This is a genomic window from Vibrio sp. NH-UV-68 (assembly GCF_042940635.1).
Classification (GTDB): domain Bacteria; phylum Pseudomonadota; class Gammaproteobacteria; order Enterobacterales; family Vibrionaceae; genus Vibrio; species Vibrio pacinii.
In genome coordinates this window covers 143,238-163,365 of sequence record NZ_CP134975.1, presented here as the reverse complement: position 1 = coordinate 163,365, position 20,128 = coordinate 143,238, and the positions used below count along the sequence as shown (strand labels likewise).

At 40.4% G+C, this 20,128-nt stretch carries 16 protein-coding genes and 1 pseudogene; 2 read left to right on the top strand and 15 right to left on the bottom strand.

Features of this window, described 5'->3' with window-relative positions:
• Positions 1-12: 12 nt before the first annotated feature.
• From asnB to wecB, 15 genes are all read right to left on the bottom strand, one after another.
• Positions 13-1,887 (bottom strand): asparagine synthase (glutamine-hydrolyzing), encoded by a 1,875-nt coding sequence (gene asnB, locus ViNHUV68_RS00750; protein ID WP_391088883.1) that lies wholly within the window; start codon positions 1,885-1,887, stop codon positions 13-15.
• A 16-nt stretch (positions 1,888-1,903) separates the two neighbouring features.
• Positions 1,904-3,154: a hypothetical protein gene (locus ViNHUV68_RS00745; RefSeq protein ID WP_391088881.1), complete on the bottom strand. Its 1,251-nt coding sequence runs from the start codon at positions 3,152-3,154 to the stop codon at positions 1,904-1,906.
• Positions 3,154-4,521 carry a hypothetical protein gene (locus ViNHUV68_RS00740; RefSeq protein ID WP_391088879.1) on the bottom strand — a complete coding sequence of 456 codons (1,368 nt, stop codon included), beginning with the start codon at positions 4,519-4,521 and terminating at the stop codon, positions 3,154-3,156. The genes ViNHUV68_RS00745 and ViNHUV68_RS00740 overlap by 1 nt, the downstream gene beginning before the upstream one ends.
• A gap of 3 nt (positions 4,522-4,524) precedes the next feature.
• Positions 4,525-5,679, bottom strand: coding sequence for a hypothetical protein (locus ViNHUV68_RS00735; RefSeq protein WP_391088878.1), 1,155 nt, complete (start codon positions 5,677-5,679; stop codon positions 4,525-4,527).
• Positions 5,680-5,689: 10 nt separating this feature from the next.
• A complete protein-coding gene (locus ViNHUV68_RS00730) occupies positions 5,690-6,364 on the bottom strand; it encodes a PIG-L family deacetylase (protein WP_391088876.1) in 675 nt (224 codons plus the stop codon).
• Positions 6,354-7,409, bottom strand: coding sequence for a pseudaminic acid synthase (gene pseI / locus ViNHUV68_RS00725; protein WP_391088874.1), 1,056 nt, complete (start codon positions 7,407-7,409; stop codon positions 6,354-6,356). The genes ViNHUV68_RS00730 and pseI overlap by 11 nt, the downstream gene beginning before the upstream one ends.
• 1 nt (position 7,410) lies before the next feature.
• Complete coding sequence (locus tag ViNHUV68_RS00720; RefSeq protein ID WP_391088873.1) at positions 7,411-8,106, bottom strand: hypothetical protein; 696 nt, start codon at positions 8,104-8,106, stop codon at positions 7,411-7,413.
• Positions 8,093-8,746: a hypothetical protein gene (locus tag ViNHUV68_RS00715; RefSeq protein WP_391088871.1), complete on the bottom strand. Its 654-nt coding sequence runs from the start codon at positions 8,744-8,746 to the stop codon at positions 8,093-8,095. Before ViNHUV68_RS00715 ends, ViNHUV68_RS00720 begins: the two co-directional genes overlap by 14 nt.
• Positions 8,734-9,828 (bottom strand): UDP-2,4-diacetamido-2,4,6-trideoxy-beta-L-altropyranose hydrolase, encoded by a 1,095-nt coding sequence (gene pseG / locus ViNHUV68_RS00710; RefSeq protein WP_391088869.1) that lies wholly within the window; start codon positions 9,826-9,828, stop codon positions 8,734-8,736. The genes ViNHUV68_RS00715 and pseG overlap by 13 nt, the downstream gene beginning before the upstream one ends.
• A 97-nt stretch (positions 9,829-9,925) precedes the next feature.
• Complete coding sequence (locus ViNHUV68_RS00705) at positions 9,926-10,711, bottom strand: SDR family oxidoreductase (protein WP_391088867.1); 786 nt, start codon at positions 10,709-10,711, stop codon at positions 9,926-9,928.
• A gap of 1 nt (position 10,712) precedes the next feature.
• Positions 10,713-12,341, bottom strand: a complete 1,629-nt coding sequence (locus ViNHUV68_RS00700; RefSeq protein ID WP_391088865.1) for an aldo/keto reductase — start codon at positions 12,339-12,341, stop codon at positions 10,713-10,715.
• Positions 12,338-13,507, bottom strand: a complete 1,170-nt coding sequence (gene pseC / locus ViNHUV68_RS00695) for a UDP-4-amino-4,6-dideoxy-N-acetyl-beta-L-altrosamine transaminase (protein WP_391088864.1) — start codon at positions 13,505-13,507, stop codon at positions 12,338-12,340. The genes ViNHUV68_RS00700 and pseC overlap by 4 nt, the downstream gene beginning before the upstream one ends.
• Complete coding sequence (pseB, locus tag ViNHUV68_RS00690) at positions 13,504-14,517, bottom strand: UDP-N-acetylglucosamine 4,6-dehydratase (inverting) (RefSeq protein WP_391088862.1); 1,014 nt, start codon at positions 14,515-14,517, stop codon at positions 13,504-13,506. Before pseB ends, pseC begins: the two co-directional genes overlap by 4 nt.
• A gap of 27 nt (positions 14,518-14,544) precedes the next feature.
• Entirely contained in the window at positions 14,545-15,804 is a 1,260-nt protein-coding gene (gene wecC, locus ViNHUV68_RS00685; protein ID WP_391088860.1) for a UDP-N-acetyl-D-mannosamine dehydrogenase, read from the bottom strand.
• 22 nt (positions 15,805-15,826) lie between these two features.
• Positions 15,827-16,951 carry a non-hydrolyzing UDP-N-acetylglucosamine 2-epimerase gene (gene wecB, locus ViNHUV68_RS00680; protein ID WP_391088858.1) on the bottom strand — a complete coding sequence of 375 codons (1,125 nt, stop codon included), beginning with the start codon at positions 16,949-16,951 and terminating at the stop codon, positions 15,827-15,829.
• Between the two features lie 1,111 nt (positions 16,952-18,062).
• Between wecB and rfaD the strand changes: the two genes are divergently transcribed.
• Both rfaD and ViNHUV68_RS00670 read left to right on the top strand, forming a co-directional pair.
• On the top strand, positions 18,063-19,004 hold the full coding sequence (gene rfaD, locus ViNHUV68_RS00675) for an ADP-glyceromanno-heptose 6-epimerase (RefSeq protein WP_391088856.1): 942 nt from the start codon (positions 18,063-18,065) through the stop codon (positions 19,002-19,004).
• Positions 19,005-19,150: 146 nt separating this feature from the next.
• A pseudogene (locus tag ViNHUV68_RS00670) lies at positions 19,151-20,125 on the top strand (glycosyltransferase family 4 protein); the annotation flags it as partial.
• Positions 20,126-20,128 lie beyond the last annotated feature (3 nt).

The following is a 20,128-nucleotide window of genomic DNA, read 5'->3' as shown; positions in this document are numbered from 1 at the left end:
TAATGCTAGAAATTAATCTAAAAACCGCTGACACCAAATTTCAAAACATAAAAGTGCAAAGATTGGATAAGAATAATCAGCAACTCCTTTTCTATCCTTTTCGATTAAGTTCTTTACAGCTTCATACCTAAATATACCTCTCTTCTGTATGTTATTTTTGCTTAATAAATCATCGACCATATCAGACAAGTCTTTCTTTAACCAACTTCTTAGTGGTGCGCCAAATCCTGACTTTGGTCTATATATAACATTGAAAGGCAGAATACTCTCAGAAGCTTTCTTCAGAATATATTTCCCAACTTTACCTTTTTGTTTAAGGTTACTTGGAATTGTTGAAGCTACATCAATAACTCTCTGGTCAAGAAAGGGAACACGTACCTCTACGCCTGTAGCCATGCTCATTTTATCTGTATAGTTAAAGTTATGATCTACTAAAAAGTAATTTCGCTCAAGGAACAACATTTTTTCCAGAGGGTCGGAATAATCTAGCATTTTGAGTTCATCAATAATGAAGTCAAATGGCTTATCAGCCAATTCGTCGGGATTAACAAATAAATCTTTGGCGATCGATGGATCTAACCAAAAGAAATATGATAGCAAACGTTCATCACCTTCTAAATCAGCATACTGAAATGCTTTTGATACACGACGCAAGATTGGGTATTGTTTAGGTAAATTGCTAGTTACACCCTTTATTACTTTCCGAGCAACTCTTGGTAGACCTGACCAATATTTCTCTTTGGTAATAGCATAGTGTCGGCGATAACCTGAGAATATGTCATCTCCTCCAGCCCCAGAAAGAAGTACTTTTATATTTTGTTTTCTAGCTTCCTCGCAAATAAGTAACACATTGAGAGGGGCCGGGTCTGCCTGTAGTTCATCGAGATGATATACCATTTGGGGTAATAGCTTTGTAATATCGGGAGATGTTTTCAATATATTCAGCTCTGACCTTAAAAAACTAGCCACAGATTTCGCATAAGGTAGATCATCACTAAACCCGTCATTACCTCTCACTCCTTCACTTGAGTCAATTGTAAATGACTTGATCCCAGGTAGTTTCTTTGATGCTAAAGCAGTTAACAAACTAGAGTCTAACCCACCCGATAGGAATGTCCCGACCTCTACATCAGATACTAGTTGCTCGTCGACAGCTTTTTTTATCGCCTCGATAGTATTAGCTGCAAGCTGTTCTTCCGACAAAGCAACATTAGGCTTGTAAGTAGGCCAATGCCAAAAACGTTTATACTTTTCAATGATACCATTTCTAACTGTTATGTAATGAGCTGGCTTGAGCTTTTTAATACCAGAGATGATAGTTTCTTCACCTGGACTCCAAAGACAAACTAAAGTTCTAAGTAAAGCATTCTTATTAATTTCTGCCTGTCCATCTATTGCGTAGAGTAACGATTTCATCTCACTGGAGAAATAAAATTTATTATTCGTCTCTAAATAATAAAGCGGCTTTACACCATATGGGTCTCGAGCTAAAAAAAGTTGATCTTTTTCAGGCATCCAAATAGCGAAAGAGAAAATACCTGAAACAGATTTCAACCCTTCTGGACCGTGCTTTAGATATATATTTAATAAAACCTCTGCATCACCTTTAGTGTTAAATATAACCCCTTCGTCTAACAGGTTATTTCTAAGATCCTTATAATTGTATATTTCACCATTAAAAACGATACATGCAGTTTTGGATGAATTCCATAAAGGCTGATTACTCAATTCAGACAAGTCTATGATACTTAACCTAGCATGACCTAACCCGATCCCTTTAGAAAGATAAGTTCCAGTATTATCTGGGCCTCGATGTTGAATTTCATTTAGCATATTATCAAGTATATCGCCCGTTATATTACCAACGCCACCAACTATACCACACATAAATCACACCTATTTTTTAAGTTGCTTCATTCCGTTTTCTAGTGCAGTGAATAGAGAAATAATGAACAACACCAACACAAATAACACCAAAAATGTCACTAATAATATTTAAAGAGAAAAATCCCGAAAAGAGGAAGAATATCAAACTTATACAAAAGAATTGAGCTACCTTTCTTTCATCAAACAATAATCCACTCATACCTTTTCTAACAACAGATAGAATGAAAACAAAATAGCACATCCATATAAGTAAACCAATTGAACCTGTAAGGGCGAATATTAGTAAATGAGTATTATGTACATAACCTTTAGTTTCGATAAAATCAGGCCTGTAACTAAGCTCCCAGTCATAGCTGAATCCGAATCCTCGTCCAAATATATATTCTAGGTCATATGAACTAAAGCCTCGAAACATTGAAATAATTTCGTCAAACCGACCACTAGAGCCCAAGTAAATATCGTACCTATCAGAAAAAGGGTTAATGTATACTAATCTTTCTAGTCCACCAATAGTATATAGTCCTAGATAATCAATTCCAAAAAGCAACATTGCAACAAGAATAATTATTGACAATAATGTAAAGAAAAAACCCATTTTAACCTTAAAATATGCATAGTAGAAAACTAGCGATGCAATAAAAGATAATAGTATACTTCTTTTCCCTTGAGCAATAATTATAAGAAGACTGATAATAAAATAAAACCTTCTTCCTATAGTAAGAAAATAAATCGCGACATAACCAATAAAACTACCTCCATAACCCGGGTATATCACATGAAATAAACTAATCATCTTATAAAAAATGACTACTAAAACATTGGAAAATAGCCCCACAGTGAATAAGTTAATTAAGCGAGAGAATGAAACATAACTAAGTAGATTTCTTCCAAACTCAAAAAAAACATACACCGCTATAAAGTAGTATATATGCTGGAATAAAAAAACGTTAACGCCGTTAACAAAAAAACCATAATAGGAATAAAGTACTAGCAAGCACAGTAATATAAAAAAACTTACAGGGACCTGACCTTTGTCTAACCAAATAATTGCAATTGAAAACCCAGAGATTACTAGTATGACAAGATTGAATAGTATCATTAACTGGGAAAAAAAGTATTGATCAATGCCAAAGGCAGGAGTTACCAACCTAAAAAAAACTAGGACTGATGATAGAATTAAGGATAGCCCTAGAATTCTACTAACCAAGCGAAACAAATTGGTAGACATTAAATGCACTTTAGATGGGTCTAACACTTTCTTCCCCATTATTTATTCTTATTTTTTTCTATATAGTAACTGCGTAAAGATTTAGCCATCAACTTAGATTCATTAACATGCGCAATATTATTCAAGTCCCAGCTACCATCGTTCCTGAAACTGCCTTCTAATAGTTGTTGAGACAATTTTATCATTATTTCTTCATTTTCATTTTCATTTTTCATAACGGGATAATCGTTGATGTATGAAATAATGTCATCATTGCTAAAGCTAGTCGCGATATTATAGAAAGATGAACCAGTTTGATAATATGAGTTGGAGAAACAAATGGTAGGTATGCCTCGTAAATTACTCTCAAGCCCTATAGTCCCAGTAAGTACAGCAGCTGCATCCATCTTCGATAATATATAGTTGCTATGAACAGTTGTTGGGATGATAAACACAGATTTCATCGAATATAGTTTTTTATAAAACCCATTAGGCCTTTGTCCTGAAACAGAAGGGTGCTCTTTAACAAAAACGTTAAAATCACTTGATAGGTTCTTGATGATTTGGAATAGAAAGTCATTATAGTTCAATGCGTCATTATTCGTAGACCAATAATCAATCGTACATTCTGGATACATTTGTAGTGGAATAAATATATTTTTTCTGTCATCTAACCCAATTTTACTCTCCCAATCTCTGGTTCCTAGCGATAATGGCATCTCAAAAGATAGATTTTTCCTAGATACTATTTCGCTTGACCAATAGTGATAATTATATTTGTCACTTTTAATTTTCCGCAAGGTTGAAAAATAAACATACCTCGCTATGTTTGAAAAAAAACGCTTAATCAGATTAAATTTTGGGCTTTGAACACTTTTCCTGTTGAAGTAAGGTACATAGTTATCAACTAGGACGGTCGACTTAATTTTATAAACTATTTCTTTATTTGGGTCACAAACAAAATTGGCTTCTCCTAATGTGGTCAGTCTAAAGTATCCATTGACAAATGAAGGCACTATAAACAACTTCGCAACTGAAAACTTATCACAAAGTCTCGAACATATATCTAATATATAGGAATCAACTGTAACACTTAAAAACGCTTTAGGCTTATGTTTAATAAACGAGTTAGTTAGTGCAATAGTCATAGCCAATACATGCTTTCTCGCATCAAAAAAACTCAACTCTCTTAATAAGCGGCATCTTTTTATAATTTCAGTAATTTCGTCTTCACTAAAAAAATCATTCAAGTTATCCCGACAAGCATCCAGTTTAGAATAATACTCAGAACTTAAATCCATGGTATCTAAAGAGTGATGCTCACTTAAATATTTTATATCAAAGTCATCTTCGTAGAATAAATTTTCTGCGATGGTCTTAAATTGTTCATAATTCCAAGGTCGCACATAACAAAAGACACTGCTCATAATTCACCTAGCACTCTTATAAATCACAATAAAAATAGAAACTATAGAATAGCAAAGAAGTAGAAAATAACTTTTCAATAACAGTTGAAGAGGAGTTCCCTCTCCCTCTAAAAAAACAAACTGGTTTAACAAACATGAGCACAATATAAAAAAAGTCAATCCAATTAAATTATACCGCTGAGTTTTCAAGTATGTATGAAGAGAACTTACCGATATAAGGACATTAACCAACCCGCCAACTGCAATGATAACTAGACTAAACTTAAATAAGTCGCTGAATCCATAAAAATCCTCTACAAAAAGACCAATAACAATAAGTGATGCAAGAGAAATCAGAGCGTAAAATAAAAAGCATGATTTTAGTTTGTCAGCTAGCAATTTATGTAACCGTTCTGGATGAAATTTTAAGCATTTCCCAAAATCTACTATATTCACATAAGAAAACATATTTATCGCAACAAAAACTATTTGGCTAATTGAAAAAGCTAGTGAATAAGATGCGGCAGATGACTCATAGTTTTCTATTATAAATGTCCTGTCTAAATAGAATTGAAGATATAATAGTAGCGCTGATAAGTTTATTGGAATGCCTCGAGAAAAACAATCTAAGAAAGCCCTGAACTCTAAATTTAATCTACGTAATCCAGTAAAAAACTTTTCTTTAATAGAAAATATAACAGAATAAGTCAATATACTGAGAGTTATAGAAAATAAAAATACACTTCTAACATCCCAACTGCTTAGACTAACGATTACAACCATTGATATTATTGAGAATATTGGCTTAAACGCCATAGCGAGAAAATATTTCTCTTTAGACTTAAACAGTGTCTCGATAACTAGAGCACTCATTGCAATGATAGCTAATAGCGACCAATAATATTCATAGAATATAAATAAAAGCATCGCCACTAGAATTATATATATCGTGGAAAGCACTAAGAAGTTCGTGCTTTTTATTGAATTATCTCCTTCAGATACACTTATTGTTAGGTAACCACTACAGCTACCTAACAATAAAAATTGAAACAAAAATGTTGTGGACTTAATAAATTCAAATTGTACATAACTCTGCTCACTTAGTATATATGGTAAAGCTAGCGCTTCTGCGCCAACAACAGCGAAAAGCATGTACCTAAGAATGACTATTTTTAACAACTTAAGGCCATTAACTAATTATTCGTTCGACATAAAAGGCCTCAGCCTTATCTATTCCGTGACATTCTCCTCTGAGAACGGCAAGAGCCTCTACAGACTTAATACTCCTACTATGTGGAGATGCTCTAATTTCTTGGTTGTATTCACCAAGTGCTTTAATTTTCTTTTCCCAGGAATTAGATATATCAATCACTTTCTGAGGCAAAAAGACCTCCCGAGCTTTTGTCGCCCACTCAGTCGAAGATAATACTTCAAAACAATAAATTTCTTTTACACTACAACAAGCCTGCGGCCTACAAGCAGTTAAAACTGCCTGGTTAGTAACTCGATGATCTACGTTCAAGTCACCAGAGAAATGAGTGTAGACAATTGTTGGGCAAATTATATTTACTATATTCTCTATTTTCTTGCTAACTGAGAGTAAGGGAATCGTATCCATTTGATTATCTGGAAAATCAAATCTGAAAGTCATTTTAACGCCCAAGACTTCTAGTGCTCTTTCGGAGCACTTATGTCGTTCAATTGACTCTTCATTATCAGATACTCTAGAACTAACACCATCCGTCATAAAGGCTACAAATACTTCATCGCCATTATCAGCATGTTTAGCGATAGTCCCACCACATCCTAAAGCTTCATCGTCAGAGTGTGCAGCAACAACAAGAACCGTGTTTTTACTCGCCACGTTCAATGCTCTCCCATGTCGTCGCATCGCCAAATTCAACATCGACTGTGACCGATTTACCGATAAGCTCGCTAAAGTACTTTGGCGGTAAGCCGTACCCAGGGCGTACTCTACGAATGTGGTCCTGCGTAATTTTCTCACCTGCTTTCAACGATTTGACAAAATAAATCGAACGTCGAAACTTCATACTTGCTTCTTCAACTGGTTTACGCTCGTACCCTGCTTTACCAATAGCCTTCCATGCAGACTCCGTATCTAGGCACAACGTTTCTAGCTCTTCGGGCTCAAGAGAAAAGTCAGAGTCGGGACCTTTATCTTCACGACTAAGAGTTACATGTTTTTCAATAAGACTTGCCCCCATCACAATCGATGCGACAGAAACTGCTGTACCCAAAGTATGGTCAGATAACCCAACAACACAGTCAAACTCTTTAGCAATATCAGGAATGGTCGCAAGATTGGCTTGATCAACTGGTGATGGATATCCACTGATACAGTGCAGAACAACAAGTTCCTGACAGCCATTATCTCGCGCGGTGCTCACCGCCTCTGCGATCTCCTCGTAGTTTGCCATTCCGGTAGACATAATCATGGGCTTGCCAGTTTGAGCAACGCGCTTGATTAACGGCAGGTCGGTAAGCTCAAATGACGCAATCTTATAAGCAGGCGCATCGAGCGCTTCAAGTAAATCCACTGCAGTTTCATCAAATGGCGTGGAGAAAACAGTGATCCCCACTTCTCTCGCTTTATCAAACATAGCTTTATGCCACTCAAAGGGAGTATGCGCCCATTGATACAAATCGTAGAGTTTATATCCATCCCAAAGACCACCCTCTACCTGAAAGTCTGGTTTATCACAGTCGATGGTCATCGTATCAGGGGTATAAGTCTGGAGCTTAATGGCGTCTGCACCGGCACGTTTCGCCATCTCTATCGTTTCGAACGCTCTATCAATCGAACCGTTGTGGTTTGCAGATAACTCAGCAATGATATAAGGCTTATTATTTGGGCCAATAATACGCCCTTCAATTCTAATTTCTTTCATACTACTTACTCAAATCACTTTTCACGATCGTTACGCAAGCGCTCAATTGGCCGTCCTCACCAATCTCAGCTTGACTAAATTCTAAACGAAACTCACCATACTCCAAAAATGCCGTCGGATAGGTTTCTGCATCTAACATACGGATATGGTCGTACAGGTTGGCAATCTCTCCATTACTTGGTAACACACTTTGCTCCGGCGTTCGTCTTTTAAACACAGTGACTTCGCCTTCTTGCTCTTTAGGCTCCGGCTCATCAGTAGCAATTTCTCTTGCTAGATCGAGCATTAATGGTGCCATTCGGTGGAAAATATCTTGGGCGGAGCCCTCCAACGAAAGAGGAAATTTACGGTAAACAGGACCGGCATCTAACTCGCTTACCATCCTAAGTGCACTAAGCTTGGTTTCATTATATCCTCTTACAATCAAATTTTGTAGCGGACTGCCACCACGTCCATAAGGGACGTCGGCCATGTGAAAACATACACACTCCCATCGTTCAAGAATTACACTTGGTACAATCCAACTCCAATGAGGGAAGAAAATATAACGTGGGTCCAACCTCTCGAGCAGCTCTACTGTCAGCTCAGTATGATCCGAAACTAAATGCCAATTACCAGGAAGCGTATCTTTAACTTTATGGAACTGTTCAATATTCCAAGGTTTTATTGTGGCAACTAAGTAATTATTCAACGTCATATTCTGAAATCTCGAGTTTGTATTTTTTTCCACGATAGCGAAAGAATGCTGGAAAGTTGTCATTGTCAACAGTACGAAGTAGATCAAACTGTTGCTCAAGCGTTTTATCTATTGACAGTTCGCTATCGCGAGGTGTACGGCGGGCATAAAAGGATTCCACACCATGCTGTTTGATAGGAGTAATACTTTGAAAATCTTTGAGAAACTTAGTGCACAGCACTAGCGTCGCTTGTCCTTGCTTAGCTCTCCACTCTTGGTATAACTCATTCCCACTAAGTGAAAAACTGTCTTTAAGCCAGATAACTCCGCTGTCCGCAGATTCTGACGCCTCTATCAGGCAGATTGGAATATCATGCTTCCCTTCCAAGATTTGCCATGCTACTGGTGCAAAACCTTTGCCTTCTGGAAGAGCACTTTCGTGCACGACGAGGTTTAGCGCGCTTTTCTTCAGATTTTCCGGCCCCACTAATTGTGTACAACCAATAAAAAAGCTGACATCACTTTGAACCAATTGATGCTGATTGCGTGCAAAAGTAACGTCTAGTCCCATCTCTTCGCAAAACATCACCAAATGTTCTGCATAAGGAAGTATCCACGAATCATTATCGACCAGTACATTGACTGTCTTTAGGTTATCCATTGCGTTAAAACTCCTACCACGCGTTGAGTTCCAAGCCCATCACTCACTTTAAAGCAGCTTTCTACCATTTTACTGTATGTGTTCGTATCAAAAGTCTGATTTAATTGTTCTCTGATTATGTTCGATTGGGCATCAAGTTCAAAAACAGAAACAGCACCAAATTGATTGAGCTTAGATAGGATCGTTTTTTGATTGCTTGCAAAAGCGACCAATATGCTTGGAAGCCCCATTGCACAACGCTCCCAAGAAGCTGCCCCTGCGCCTCCAATACATACGTCGTGCTCTAGCATAAGCTCTGCCACGTTAGACACACCAGAAAGAAGCTCAATACGATTGTCAGACCCAATTGTCTGCTCTATCGTCTTACGGTGAGGCGCAGTAGGTCCCAACACCACAGTGATCTTCGCGATTGAAGCCTCCTCTCGGATTGCATTTAAAACATTCGCTGTAACATTGAGGTGATCTGTTCCCCCCATCATCACGAGGACTCGCCTTGCTGATTTGTCACATTCTGAATCACGCACTTCTCTAGCGAGTGCGTTGTGTAAAGCAAACTCTGGCCTTAGGAGAGCAAATTGAGTTCCCAGCATCAATTGACAATGCTTAGGAACACATGAAAGATAATCCGAATCTAAACGCATAAACGTCTGATCTAATAAATAGTCACACTCATGATTTCTATCGGCTAGATCATCAATAACAAAAATCTTTGTTGCGCTAGAGTAGGATTTAAAAACAATATGCCAGTCACGATCTATACCGTAGTGATCAACAACCACCAAGTCGGGAGCTTTCTCAAAGTATTGAGTGCTCATTGCGATGGTTTGTTCTGCATCGGTTTGTTGAGAGCCACCTAACCACTTTGAGTGCTCTAAAGCGTCTTCTTTCCCTTTATCTACTGGGAGCAAAAATACGGTAAACCCTTCACTCTCAAGATGGCTAACAATGTTTCTATCATGATCTTTACATACGAACGTAATTGTATGTCCTTTTTCTCGAAGCGCTTTTGCCAGCGTCAGACAACGCATTACATGGCCTGTGCCAATTTCTACCCCTGAATCTGCTCGAATGACAATATTCACTCAAACGCTCCCTGTGAATGCAGTACCTGATACATAGCTTCTGCTCGAATCCAATCTTCCGATGTATCTATGTCCTGTACGAAATTTATTGTTATCATTACCACGCAGTCCAACCTCCATCAACGGATAGGTTAGTGCCATTGATAAAGGAACTGGCAGAGCTTGCCAGAAAAACAACAGGGCCTTTGATTTCGGCACTTTGACCTACTCGTCCAAGCGGGACTTTTTGAGCAAGGATGTTCATAAACTGCTCACTATTTGGTCCTGGGTTGGGAAACGGCCCTGGAGAGATTGAGTTAAATCGGATACCTTCACCACCAAACTCACATGCTGCGTATTTAGTCCACTGAATAAGGGCCGCTTTGGCCGCACCATAAAAAGGAGGATTAGACACTTCCGCCGTTGGGTAAACCCTTAAATCTGGACCTACCACACCATACATGGAAGCGATGTTTATAACGGAAGCATAACCGATCTGACTCACTGAAGCTCTGAGTTTAGGCAGGGCTTTATTGATAATATGATGAGCCGCCCCGACGACGACCTGATATGCATCTATGTAAGCTTCACCTTTCGCACTTTCGATAGTGCCACCTGTGCCAAAATAGGCGTTATTAACAATAACGTTGAGGTTTCCATCAAAGCCGTCAAAGTAGCGTTCTATATCTGTTTTCGAAGCGACATCAAACACCGCCTTCTCCGATCTAAACCCAAGTGCTATAAGCTCTTGCACTAACGCTAGCGCACGCTCATCAGATCGCGAGTTCACCAAAACATGAGCGCCAGCTTCTCCCAACCCGATACACATTTCTCGCCCTAGGTAACCCGTCGCTCCAGTAACCAGTACGGTCAGATTGTTTAATGAGAAGATATCTTTGTGCATATTAATTTTTCCATAAGGCTGGATTTAAAGTCTGCTCTTCAAATCTAAAAGGGCTCTTGAGTTGATTTAGGGGAACCTCTCTCTTCGGGACAGGTAGGTTAACTGCGCGCGTATTGTCGTGTACCTGCATCTCTGTTTCGCAGCCAATGACTACACCATCAACCCAATCGAGAGAATTTACGTAGGCGATACATAGCTCACTAACAGAATCAAACTCATAATAAGCGGCTTGCTCATCTAACCACTGCACCACACTTTTGCTGTCTATTACGTGAGCTTTACTCCAAAGCTCTGGCGATTTAGATGTTAACAACCCTTGCAGTAAAGCACTCCGGACATGAACCACAAGTTCTCTTTCCGATTTCACCTTGATGATCTCTTTAATAACCGTCTCCCAGCGCCAGTCTAAAATATTGTTGGGAAGCTGTACAAAGGTTACCGCTTCATGGGTGAGTGCCATTTTAAACTCATCTGGACTTTGTACCGAGACACCAAGACCATGGACAATCCCCTGCTGTTTCAGAGAAAGTAACTTTTGGTATATCGCTCCATTGTTGGCGTTAAGGTGTGCTGCTCGATGCAGCATAAGAACATCCAGATAACTGACACCTAGAGATAAGCAGGATTTATAGACTGAGTTTTCGACCAGGTTTTCAACAAGCTCTGTACTAGCGGCAGGATCTAAGTTAGTCAGTGGGTCCAGCTTAGTGATAACTTTACAGCGCCCAGCCCAACCTTGGCTAAGCCAAGAACCGATGACTTTCTCACTGTCACCATAGACTCTTGCTGTATCGAGAAACTGAACGCCTGAACGAACAGCAGAAGCCAGCAAATTGTGCGCGACATTTCGATCAGGTTTGCCTGTGACATTGTTAATGCCATATTCCAAACCCAATTGTGCGCATCCAAGTACCATTGATTTGGTATTACTACCTACGCGCTGCTGATTACACAATACATTGCACAGGGTAACAATAGATACCTCAATAGGATTGTCGCATTGTTCAAAAACCGCAGTGACTTGCAAGTAATCGTCGAGGTTATCAACGGTGCATCGAAGCCGTGCAATTTCTTCCGACAAATAAGTCGCTTTGTAGTGCTTCTCGCCATACTTACGACGAATATATGGAGTAACATGTTCCAAATCGAACTGATCGTTGCTAGCGGCCAGAGCTTCTCTCAGATATTCCGCGCGAGTCACTTCAGCCGATAGTCCGTATGGTAAACCAGAACCCTCGCCATTGGCGCAGATGTACTCTAGTTTTCTGGACTCAAAATCAGCCACGACTTGTTGAATAAAATCAGAGTCTGGAAACACATTGTCCGCAGTTAAACGAACCACAATGGTTGAATCGGGCATATCGGCCAAAGCATCAACAAACCGTTTAAGTACGTTATCTAGCGAACCGCGGTAGCACGCAACGTCATATTGACCTAGCGTGCTCGCCAGATAGTCGTCACTATGCTCTTCAGATGTAAGCACTCGAACATCAAAAGAACAATCCCTCGCCGCTCTTTTTGCCGCTAACACTGACAGCGGAATACCCGAAATCGGCAGTAGCACTTTTCCCGGCAATCTTGAAGAATTAGTTCTAGCTTGAATGCACACCATTACATTAGAGGTCATCATTTCAATACCTTACTTAACACCTCAATCACATTATCTTGCTGCTCTTCTGTCATTCCATGGAACATAGGCAATGAGATAGCTTCGCAGTAATAGCGCTCCGACTCAGGAAAATCACCTTCTGCAAACCCCATATCTTGGTAGTAAGGTTGAGTGTGCACAGGGATGTAGTGCAGGTTAACGCCAATGCCCTGCTCACGTAGCGCATCAAACACTTGTTGACGACTCAAAGAGACCTCATCTAAGCGCAGACGAATTACGAACAGATGCAGTCCCGAGTAGGTATTAGGCAACTGGTATGGCAGCACAACAGGCAAAGCCGCTAACTTTTGGTTGTAGCGCTTAGCTAACTGATGGCGCGCTGACACAAACGCATCAAGACGCTGCATTTGGCTCACACCAAGAGCAGCTTGTAGCTCTGTCATGCGATAGTTGAAACCCAGCTCGACCTGTTGATAATACCAACCGCCGTGAGACTCACCACGCATTAAGGCAGGATCACGAGTCACACCATGACTGCGCAGCAACGCCATTTTGTCGGCCAATGCTTGTTGATTGGTCAGCGCTGCGCCACCTTCTGCTGTGGTAACAATTTTTACAGGGTGGAAGCTAAACACAGTAATATCTGAGTGTTCACCATTCCCTATCGGCTTATCTTGATATCGACCACCAATCGCATGTGATGCATCTTCAATAACTTTAAACCCGTATTCTTTGGCCAATTTGCCAATCGCCGCCATATCACATGGCTGGCCGCACAAATGCACTGGCACCACCACTTTCGGCAGCTTGCCTTCAGCTTTTGCGGCAATAAGCTTCTGTTCAAGACGATTTGGACACATATTGTAGGTGTCGGGATCAATATCGACAAAGTCGACCCTAGCCCCGCAATACAATCCGCAGTTTGCTGAAGCGACAAAAGTAATTGGCGAGGTCCACAGCCAATCATCTTGACCTAGCCCCAAAGCGAGGCAAGCGATATGCAGTGCTGATGTCGCGCTGTTGACCGCTAAGGCGTATTTTGCCCCCGTATGGTCAATGAGCGCTTGCTCAAACGCCGGGACTTGTGGCCCTTGGGTTAGAAAGTCTGAGTTCAAAACGTCAACAACACTATCAATGTCTTGTTGATTAATATCTTGCTTACCGTAAGGAATCACTACTGTTCTCACACTGTAAAGTTTGGATCAACATGCTCTTTAATTAGCTCGCGTAGACCTTCAATACTTTCCCACTCTGTGTTCGTACCTGAGTTGTATTTGAAACCAAACGGTACTTTTTCAGCTTTGTGATGATCTAGATATTCTTGATCTGTGTAAGTGAACGATACAGAAGGCAGAATTGCGTAGTACTTGCCAAGATCGATCGTGTTTAGAGAGTCTGTATCTGTGATCATTTCTTCATGTAGTTTCTCACCTGGACGAATACCAACCACTTTGGTTTCACATTCAGGAGCAATCGCCTCAGCGATATCTAAGATCTTGTATGATGGGATTTTCGGTACAAATATCTCACCACCAAGATGGTTTTCGAGAGCGTACATCACCATATTTACCCCATCTTGCAAGGAAATATTAAAACGAGTCATCTCTGCATGAGTAATCGGCAATACCCCTTCTGTACGCTTATTCAAAAAGAATGGGATCACTGAACCACGAGAACCCATTACATTACCGTAGCGTACAACACTAAAGCGGATATCTTTTGAACCCTTGATATTATTTGCTGCTGTAAATAGCTTATCTGATGCAAGTTTAGTTGCACCATAAAGGTTAATTGGCGCACAAGCTTTGTCTGTTGATAGCGCTATAACATCTTTCACACCACAAGTTAGTGCCGCGTTAATTACGTTTTCAGCGCCATCTACGTTTGTTCGGATACACTCTGTTGGGTTGTATTCTGCTGTATCAACTTGTTTAATTGCAGCGGCATGAATGATCACGTCAACGCCTTCACAAGCTTGAATCATACGGTTACGGTCACGAACATCACCAATAAAAAAACGAAGCTGTGGGTAGTCTTTTTGAGGATATTGTTGTTTTATTTCAAATTGTTTAAGTTCATCGCGAGAAAAAATAATTATTTTTTTTACTTCAGTATAGCGATTCAGTATCGTTTTGATGAATTGCTTACCGAATGAACCTGTGCCACCCGTAATTAACACGACTTGATTATTTAACATTTAAATTTCTCTAATAAGATTATCTAGTTACCAGATACCTTTTGAATCGACTAGGTACTTCAAACTAGGTTTTAGCATAACAAACTGTTTATGGTCGACAAGTAATACATGTATATCTGCTATTGCGAATGCTTCATCTACCTCTATCAAATCTACACTTGCTAGGGCTAACGAAGCTATATTTGGTTCGACAGCGACCACCCTTCCAGAATGTACTTGCGATAATTTTTTTGTAATATCTAAAGCAGGACTTTCTCGCAAGTCATCGATATCAGGCTTAAAGGCTAAACCGTAGCACGCAATTATAATATCTTTTGCAGTTTTATCAGTATTCTCTTGCAAGAAATCAGCAATAGCCATTTTAGTTTTATCTACAACCCAATCAGGCTTGCTATCATTCACTATTCGTGCAGCGTGAATAATCCGAGCATCGGTTGGCGACTTAGAAACGATGAACCATGGATCTACCGCAATGCAGTGTCCTCCTACGCCTGGCCCAGGCTGAAGAATGTTTACTCGTGGATGGCGGTTTGCAAGTGCAATCAATTCCCACACATTAATGTCTAACTTATCACAAATAACAGAAAGTTCATTGGCGAATGCAATCTGAACATCACGAGAGCTATTTTCAGTCAACTTAGCCATTTCTGCAGTTCGAGCATTCGTAACAACACATTCACCTTGAACGAACGTTTGATAGAGCTCTACTGAACGTTTTGAACACTTTGGTGTTAGACCACCTACAACACGATCATTTTCAACTAACTCACGAACAACATGGCCTGGCAACACTCGTTCTGGACAATGAGAAATATTGATATCAGCACTCTCTCCATGAGTTTTAGGGAAGGTAAGGTCTGAGCGAGCTTCAGCTAACCAATCAGCCATTTGCTCTGTTGCACCAACAGGTGAAGTCGATTCTAAAATCACTAGGTCACCCTTCTTTAAAACTGGAGCAATTGCTTTGCTCGCAGCTTTGATATAAGAAAGATCGGGTGCAGGTACTTCACCCTCTTGGCAAGGTAAAAAAGGAGTTGGAACAGCGATGAGAAACGCATCAGCCGCTTCTGGAGCTGTCACCGCTTTTAAGTAACCTTCTTTGACTGCAACATTTACGATCATATCAAGCTCTGGCTCAATGATATGAATTTTACCTTGATTGATTGTGTCTACAGCATGTTGGTTAACATCAACACCTACAACCTTTTTCTTGCGTGATGCGAACATTGCTGCTGTTGGCAGACCAATGTAGCCTAAACCTACAACTGATACTGTTTCAAAAGACATATATACTTCTCGTTAAATTAAATTACTTTGCTAGAACACCTAGAATACGTTGGCATGCTTTTCCATCCCCATAAGGGTTGTGGGCAAAACTCATCTTTTCATATTCATTATTATCTGTGAGTAAAACATGTAAGCTTGAGACGATTCTATGAATCTCAGTCCCTACAAGCTTAACTGTACCCGCCGCAACTGCCTCTGGGCGCTCTGTCGTATCACGCATGACAAGTACTGGCTTGCCTAATGACGGCGCCTCTTCTTGAATACCACCAGAATCCGTCAAAATGATGTTTGCTTTTGTCATCAGGTAGACAAAAGGTAAGTACTGCTGTGGCTCAATAAGGTGGACATTCTTTACATTCGATAAAATTCTGTTAACTGGCTCGCGTACATTCGGGTTCAAATGCATCGGGTAGACTATTTGTGCTTCTGGATGTTGTTTAGCCGTAATCGCTAAGGCCTCACAAATGCGTTCAAAGCCACCTCCAAAACTTTCGCGGCGATGACCTGTCACTAATATGATCTTTTTCGATTCATCCAAAAATGGAAAACCTGCTGCAATCTCGTTTCTAAGCGACTCATCGTGAGTGATCTTATTTTGAATTAACAGTAAGGCATCGATAACTGTATTCCCTGTTATCGAAATATCAGCTTCTGTAAAATTTTCTCTCAAAAGATTATCTTTGGACACTTGGGTGGGAGCAAAATGATACTTTGTTAATGCACCAGTTAAACGACGATTCGCTTCTTCTGGCCAAGGTGAATGGAGGTTACCAGTCCGTAACCCCGCCTCTACATGACCAACAGCAATCTGTTCATAATAAGCAGCCAAGCTTGCTGCGAATGTAGTCGCTGTGTCACCATGAACAAGTACAACATCAGGTTTGAATTCTTGTAACACGGGTTTTAGCTCGATTAGAATTCGGGCGGTCACATCATTTAAGGTTTGCCCTGGTTTCATTAGATTAAGGTCATAATCAGGGGTAATGTCGAAAAGATATAATACCTGATCAAGCATTTCACGGTGCTGAGCAGTAACACAACACTTCGCTTCAAATCGCTCATCCTCTGCTAATGCATGAACTAATGGCGCCATTTTTATCGCTTCAGGGCGCGTACCAAAAACTGTTAACACCTTCTTTTTTGACATTTCCTAGCCTCAAAACTTAATAATTTTGTAAAGTTAATGTAATTTTGTGTATTTTCATCTCAGATCATTCATCCATCTGATGACACTTCTTATTCATTTGAGACTGCCCATTTTAACTATCCCGTTGTAATTAATTATTTTTGATATTTTCCTTCAACCCGCCCCAATATACTCTATCTTGCTATTCTTGATACAACCAACACCTGCAGCATTGAACGCGCATAAGCCTATATGAAGGTCTACTCAGAGTCAGTTCGGAAAGTACGTTTAAAAGATAAAGGTTCAAACTGACAGATACTCTTGCCACTGCAGAAATCGCTATCTGACTTGTGGATAGTGGCAACTCACACCTTTATCGAGGTAAACGCTGTTCATAGCGCGATTGTTTACTGCGCTTGAAAAAACCAGCTTAAATTGCTTATAACACATAACTAAGCAATTGATTTGGCAAACATTAAATAGCAATTAAAAAATGACTTCACTGCCTAAAAATCGAACCAATAATACATTATTTTGATGCTCAAACCAATGCAATCATTAACTGCATGTACTGTACCCACTTTACCGCTGCATCATCTAAGTAATAAATTACTTTATTCTTTTTGGGGTCGTAGTGCTTTTCCACCTCTAAAGTATGTTGCTGTTGCCCAGGGCTGATGATAACGCAAAGCCATAATTCATCAAAAGCTCTTGCTTAAGGTCTGTATCCGTTATGAGATCTGGATAGTATTCAATTAACACGTTTAACAATTGCCAAACCTTCCTTCAGCTGTAGAGACATTCATTATCAACATCATCTTTTGCTCCGCAGAGACAGTTCATTATTAATACCTACTCTCCTTCTGGTTGTGTGTTTGAATCAAGCATTAACTTGTCGGCATCGCGAATAGAGCACGTTTTCTCACTAGTGACCCTCTTTATTTTATCTGAGATATTATCGGTGCAACCGTTCAGCGAGATTGTCAATAAAATCATTAGTCACCCGACTGCTACCATCTCATTGTATTTTTACCAATGAAAAGGTTGAGCTCAAATAGCTCGTAGCTCGTAGCCCGCCACTAGGATTGTGATATACTCACAGCAATAAACAGAACATGAGTAAGGTATAGGTATGATCATCGTAACTGGCGGCGCTGGCATGATTGGCAGCAACATCGTTAAAGCACTGAATGAAAAAGGCATTAACGACATTTTGGTAGTCGATAACCTTAAGAATGGCAAAAAGTTCCAAAACTTAGTTGATCTAGACATCGCAGATTACATGGACCGAGATGATTTCCTCGCCCAGGTGATGGCTGGTGACGACTTTGGCCCTATTGACGCTGTATTCCATGAAGGTGCTTGTTCTGCCACTACCGAGTGGGATGGCAAATACATGATGCTCAATAACTACGAGTATTCAAAAGAGCTGCTTCACTACTGTTTAGAACGTGAGATCCCTTTCCTATACGCATCTTCGGCGGCAACTTATGGCGAAACCGATACATTTATTGAAGAGAAAGAGTACGAAGGTGCGCTTAACGTCTATGGTTACTCGAAACAGCAGTTTGATAACTATGTGCGTCGCATTTGGCAAGATGCTGAAGATCACGGCGAGAAACTCTCTCAAGTGACTGGTTTCCGTTATTTCAATGTTTACGGCCCACGTGAACAGCACAAAGGCTCCATGGCATCAGTAGCATTCCACCTCAACAACCAGATGAACGCGGGTGAGAATCCAAAGTTGTTCGCAGGCAGCGAAACCTTTAGGCGTGACTTCGTCTACGTGGGCGATGTAGCTGCTGTTAACCTTTGGTTTATGCAAAGCGGTCAATCTGGCATTTTTAACCTTGGCACTGGTAACGCCGAGTCATTTGATGAAGTGGCTAAAGCAGTGATTCAGTTCCATGGTAAAGGACAAGTGGAAACCATTCCGTTCCCAGAGCATCTGAAAGGTGCTTACCAAGAATTTACTCAAGCCGATCTAACCAAACTGCGCGCTGCCGGCTGCGACCATAAGTTCAAAACGGTAGCAGAAGGTGTTGCAGAATATATGGCTCTAGTGAACAGATAGCGCCTATACAACCTAACCGAAAGCAATAAGGTGGTTTAATTACCGCCTTATTTTGCTCATTCTCTTCTTTAGATTTAGTAAGGTGATTCGTGACAAAGCCTGCCATTGTCCATATTTGTCTCTCCCGTGGTTGGGGGGGATTAGAAATGTACCCTATCCGTACAGGAAAAGCGTTTATTCAGCGGGGCTACAAAGTCTACGGCTTATGTACTGCTGAAACACAAGTGGCTAAAGGTATGCAAGAAGCTGGAATTGAAACCTTTGAGGTAGCGAATAAAGGGCAACTTATTTCATCCCAACTATTCAAACTCAACAAATGGTTAAAACAGCGAAATGTTGAAGTTGTTCATTGTCATAAATCTGGTGATATTCTTGTTTCTGCCTTATTAGATCTAATAACCAAAAGAAACGCCTTCTTTACCGAGCATATGGGGGTCACCCGCCCCAAAAGAGACCTTTATCACCGATGGGCGTACTCCCATATCAATCAGGTGCTGTCGATCAGTGATGAAACCTACCAACGCAACCTTAAAGCGCTTCCTGTTGCTGAAAAAAAAATCAGTCGTCTATGGCTAGGTACGGATATTCCGCCAAATCCAATAGACCATCCTGAAGATATTGCAGCGATTAAGGCTGAACTTGGCCTGCCTTCTGACAGTACCATTATCGGTAATGTTGGGCGCATCTGTTCTGGCAAGGGACAAATGGAACTGTTAGAAGCGTTCATTCTACTAAAAGACAACCACTCGAAGCTACATCTAATGCTAGTTGGAGGGTTAGATGTTTCCGAAGGTTCTGATAATGCTTTTGTTGAGCAACTGAAAAAACGCATTCACGGCTTAAACTTAAGCCAACGCGTTCACCTAGTAGGGTTTAGAAAAGACACTAACAGAATGCTAGCGGTTATGGATATCGTCTGCATGCCAAACCATAACGAGGCATTTGGCTTAACTGCGATTGAAGCCATGGCAGCAAAAAAAACTATTGTAGGCGCGAATACTGGAGCGTTACCAGAGATTCTCGCTCCCGTCGCTCTGTTGTGCGACCCGTTATCACCTGCACAAATCGCAGCAAACATAGAGCAATATTTACTGTCGCCTCCATTAGCTCAACAACATGCTGAG

Coding starts and splice junctions, on each gene's coding strand:
- asnB (WP_391088883.1), bottom strand. CDS start 1,887: ATGTGTGGTATAGTTGGTGGCGTTGGTAATATAACGGGCGATATACTT.
- ViNHUV68_RS00745 (WP_391088881.1), bottom strand. CDS start 3,154: ATGGGGAAGAAAGTGTTAGACCCATCTAAAGTGCATTTAATGTCTACC.
- ViNHUV68_RS00740 (WP_391088879.1), bottom strand. CDS start 4,521: ATGAGCAGTGTCTTTTGTTATGTGCGACCTTGGAATTATGAACAATTT.
- pseI (WP_391088874.1), bottom strand. CDS start 7,409: ATGAAAGAAATTAGAATTGAAGGGCGTATTATTGGCCCAAATAATAAG.
- ViNHUV68_RS00720 (WP_391088873.1), bottom strand. CDS start 8,106: ATGACGTTGAATAATTACTTAGTTGCCACAATAAAACCTTGGAATATT.
- ViNHUV68_RS00715 (WP_391088871.1), bottom strand. CDS start 8,746: ATGGATAACCTAAAGACAGTCAATGTACTGGTCGATAATGATTCGTGG.
- ViNHUV68_RS00705 (WP_391088867.1), bottom strand. CDS start 10,711: ATGCACAAAGATATCTTCTCATTAAACAATCTGACCGTACTGGTTACT.
- ViNHUV68_RS00700 (WP_391088865.1), bottom strand. CDS start 12,341: ATGATGACCTCTAATGTAATGGTGTGCATTCAAGCTAGAACTAATTCT.
- pseB (WP_391088862.1), bottom strand. CDS start 14,517: ATGTTAAATAATCAAGTCGTGTTAATTACGGGTGGCACAGGTTCATTC.
- wecC (WP_391088860.1), bottom strand. CDS start 15,804: ATGTCTTTTGAAACAGTATCAGTTGTAGGTTTAGGCTACATTGGTCTG.
- wecB (WP_391088858.1), bottom strand. CDS start 16,951: ATGTCAAAAAAGAAGGTGTTAACAGTTTTTGGTACGCGCCCTGAAGCG.
- rfaD (WP_391088856.1), top strand. CDS start 18,063: ATGATCATCGTAACTGGCGGCGCTGGCATGATTGGCAGCAACATCGTT.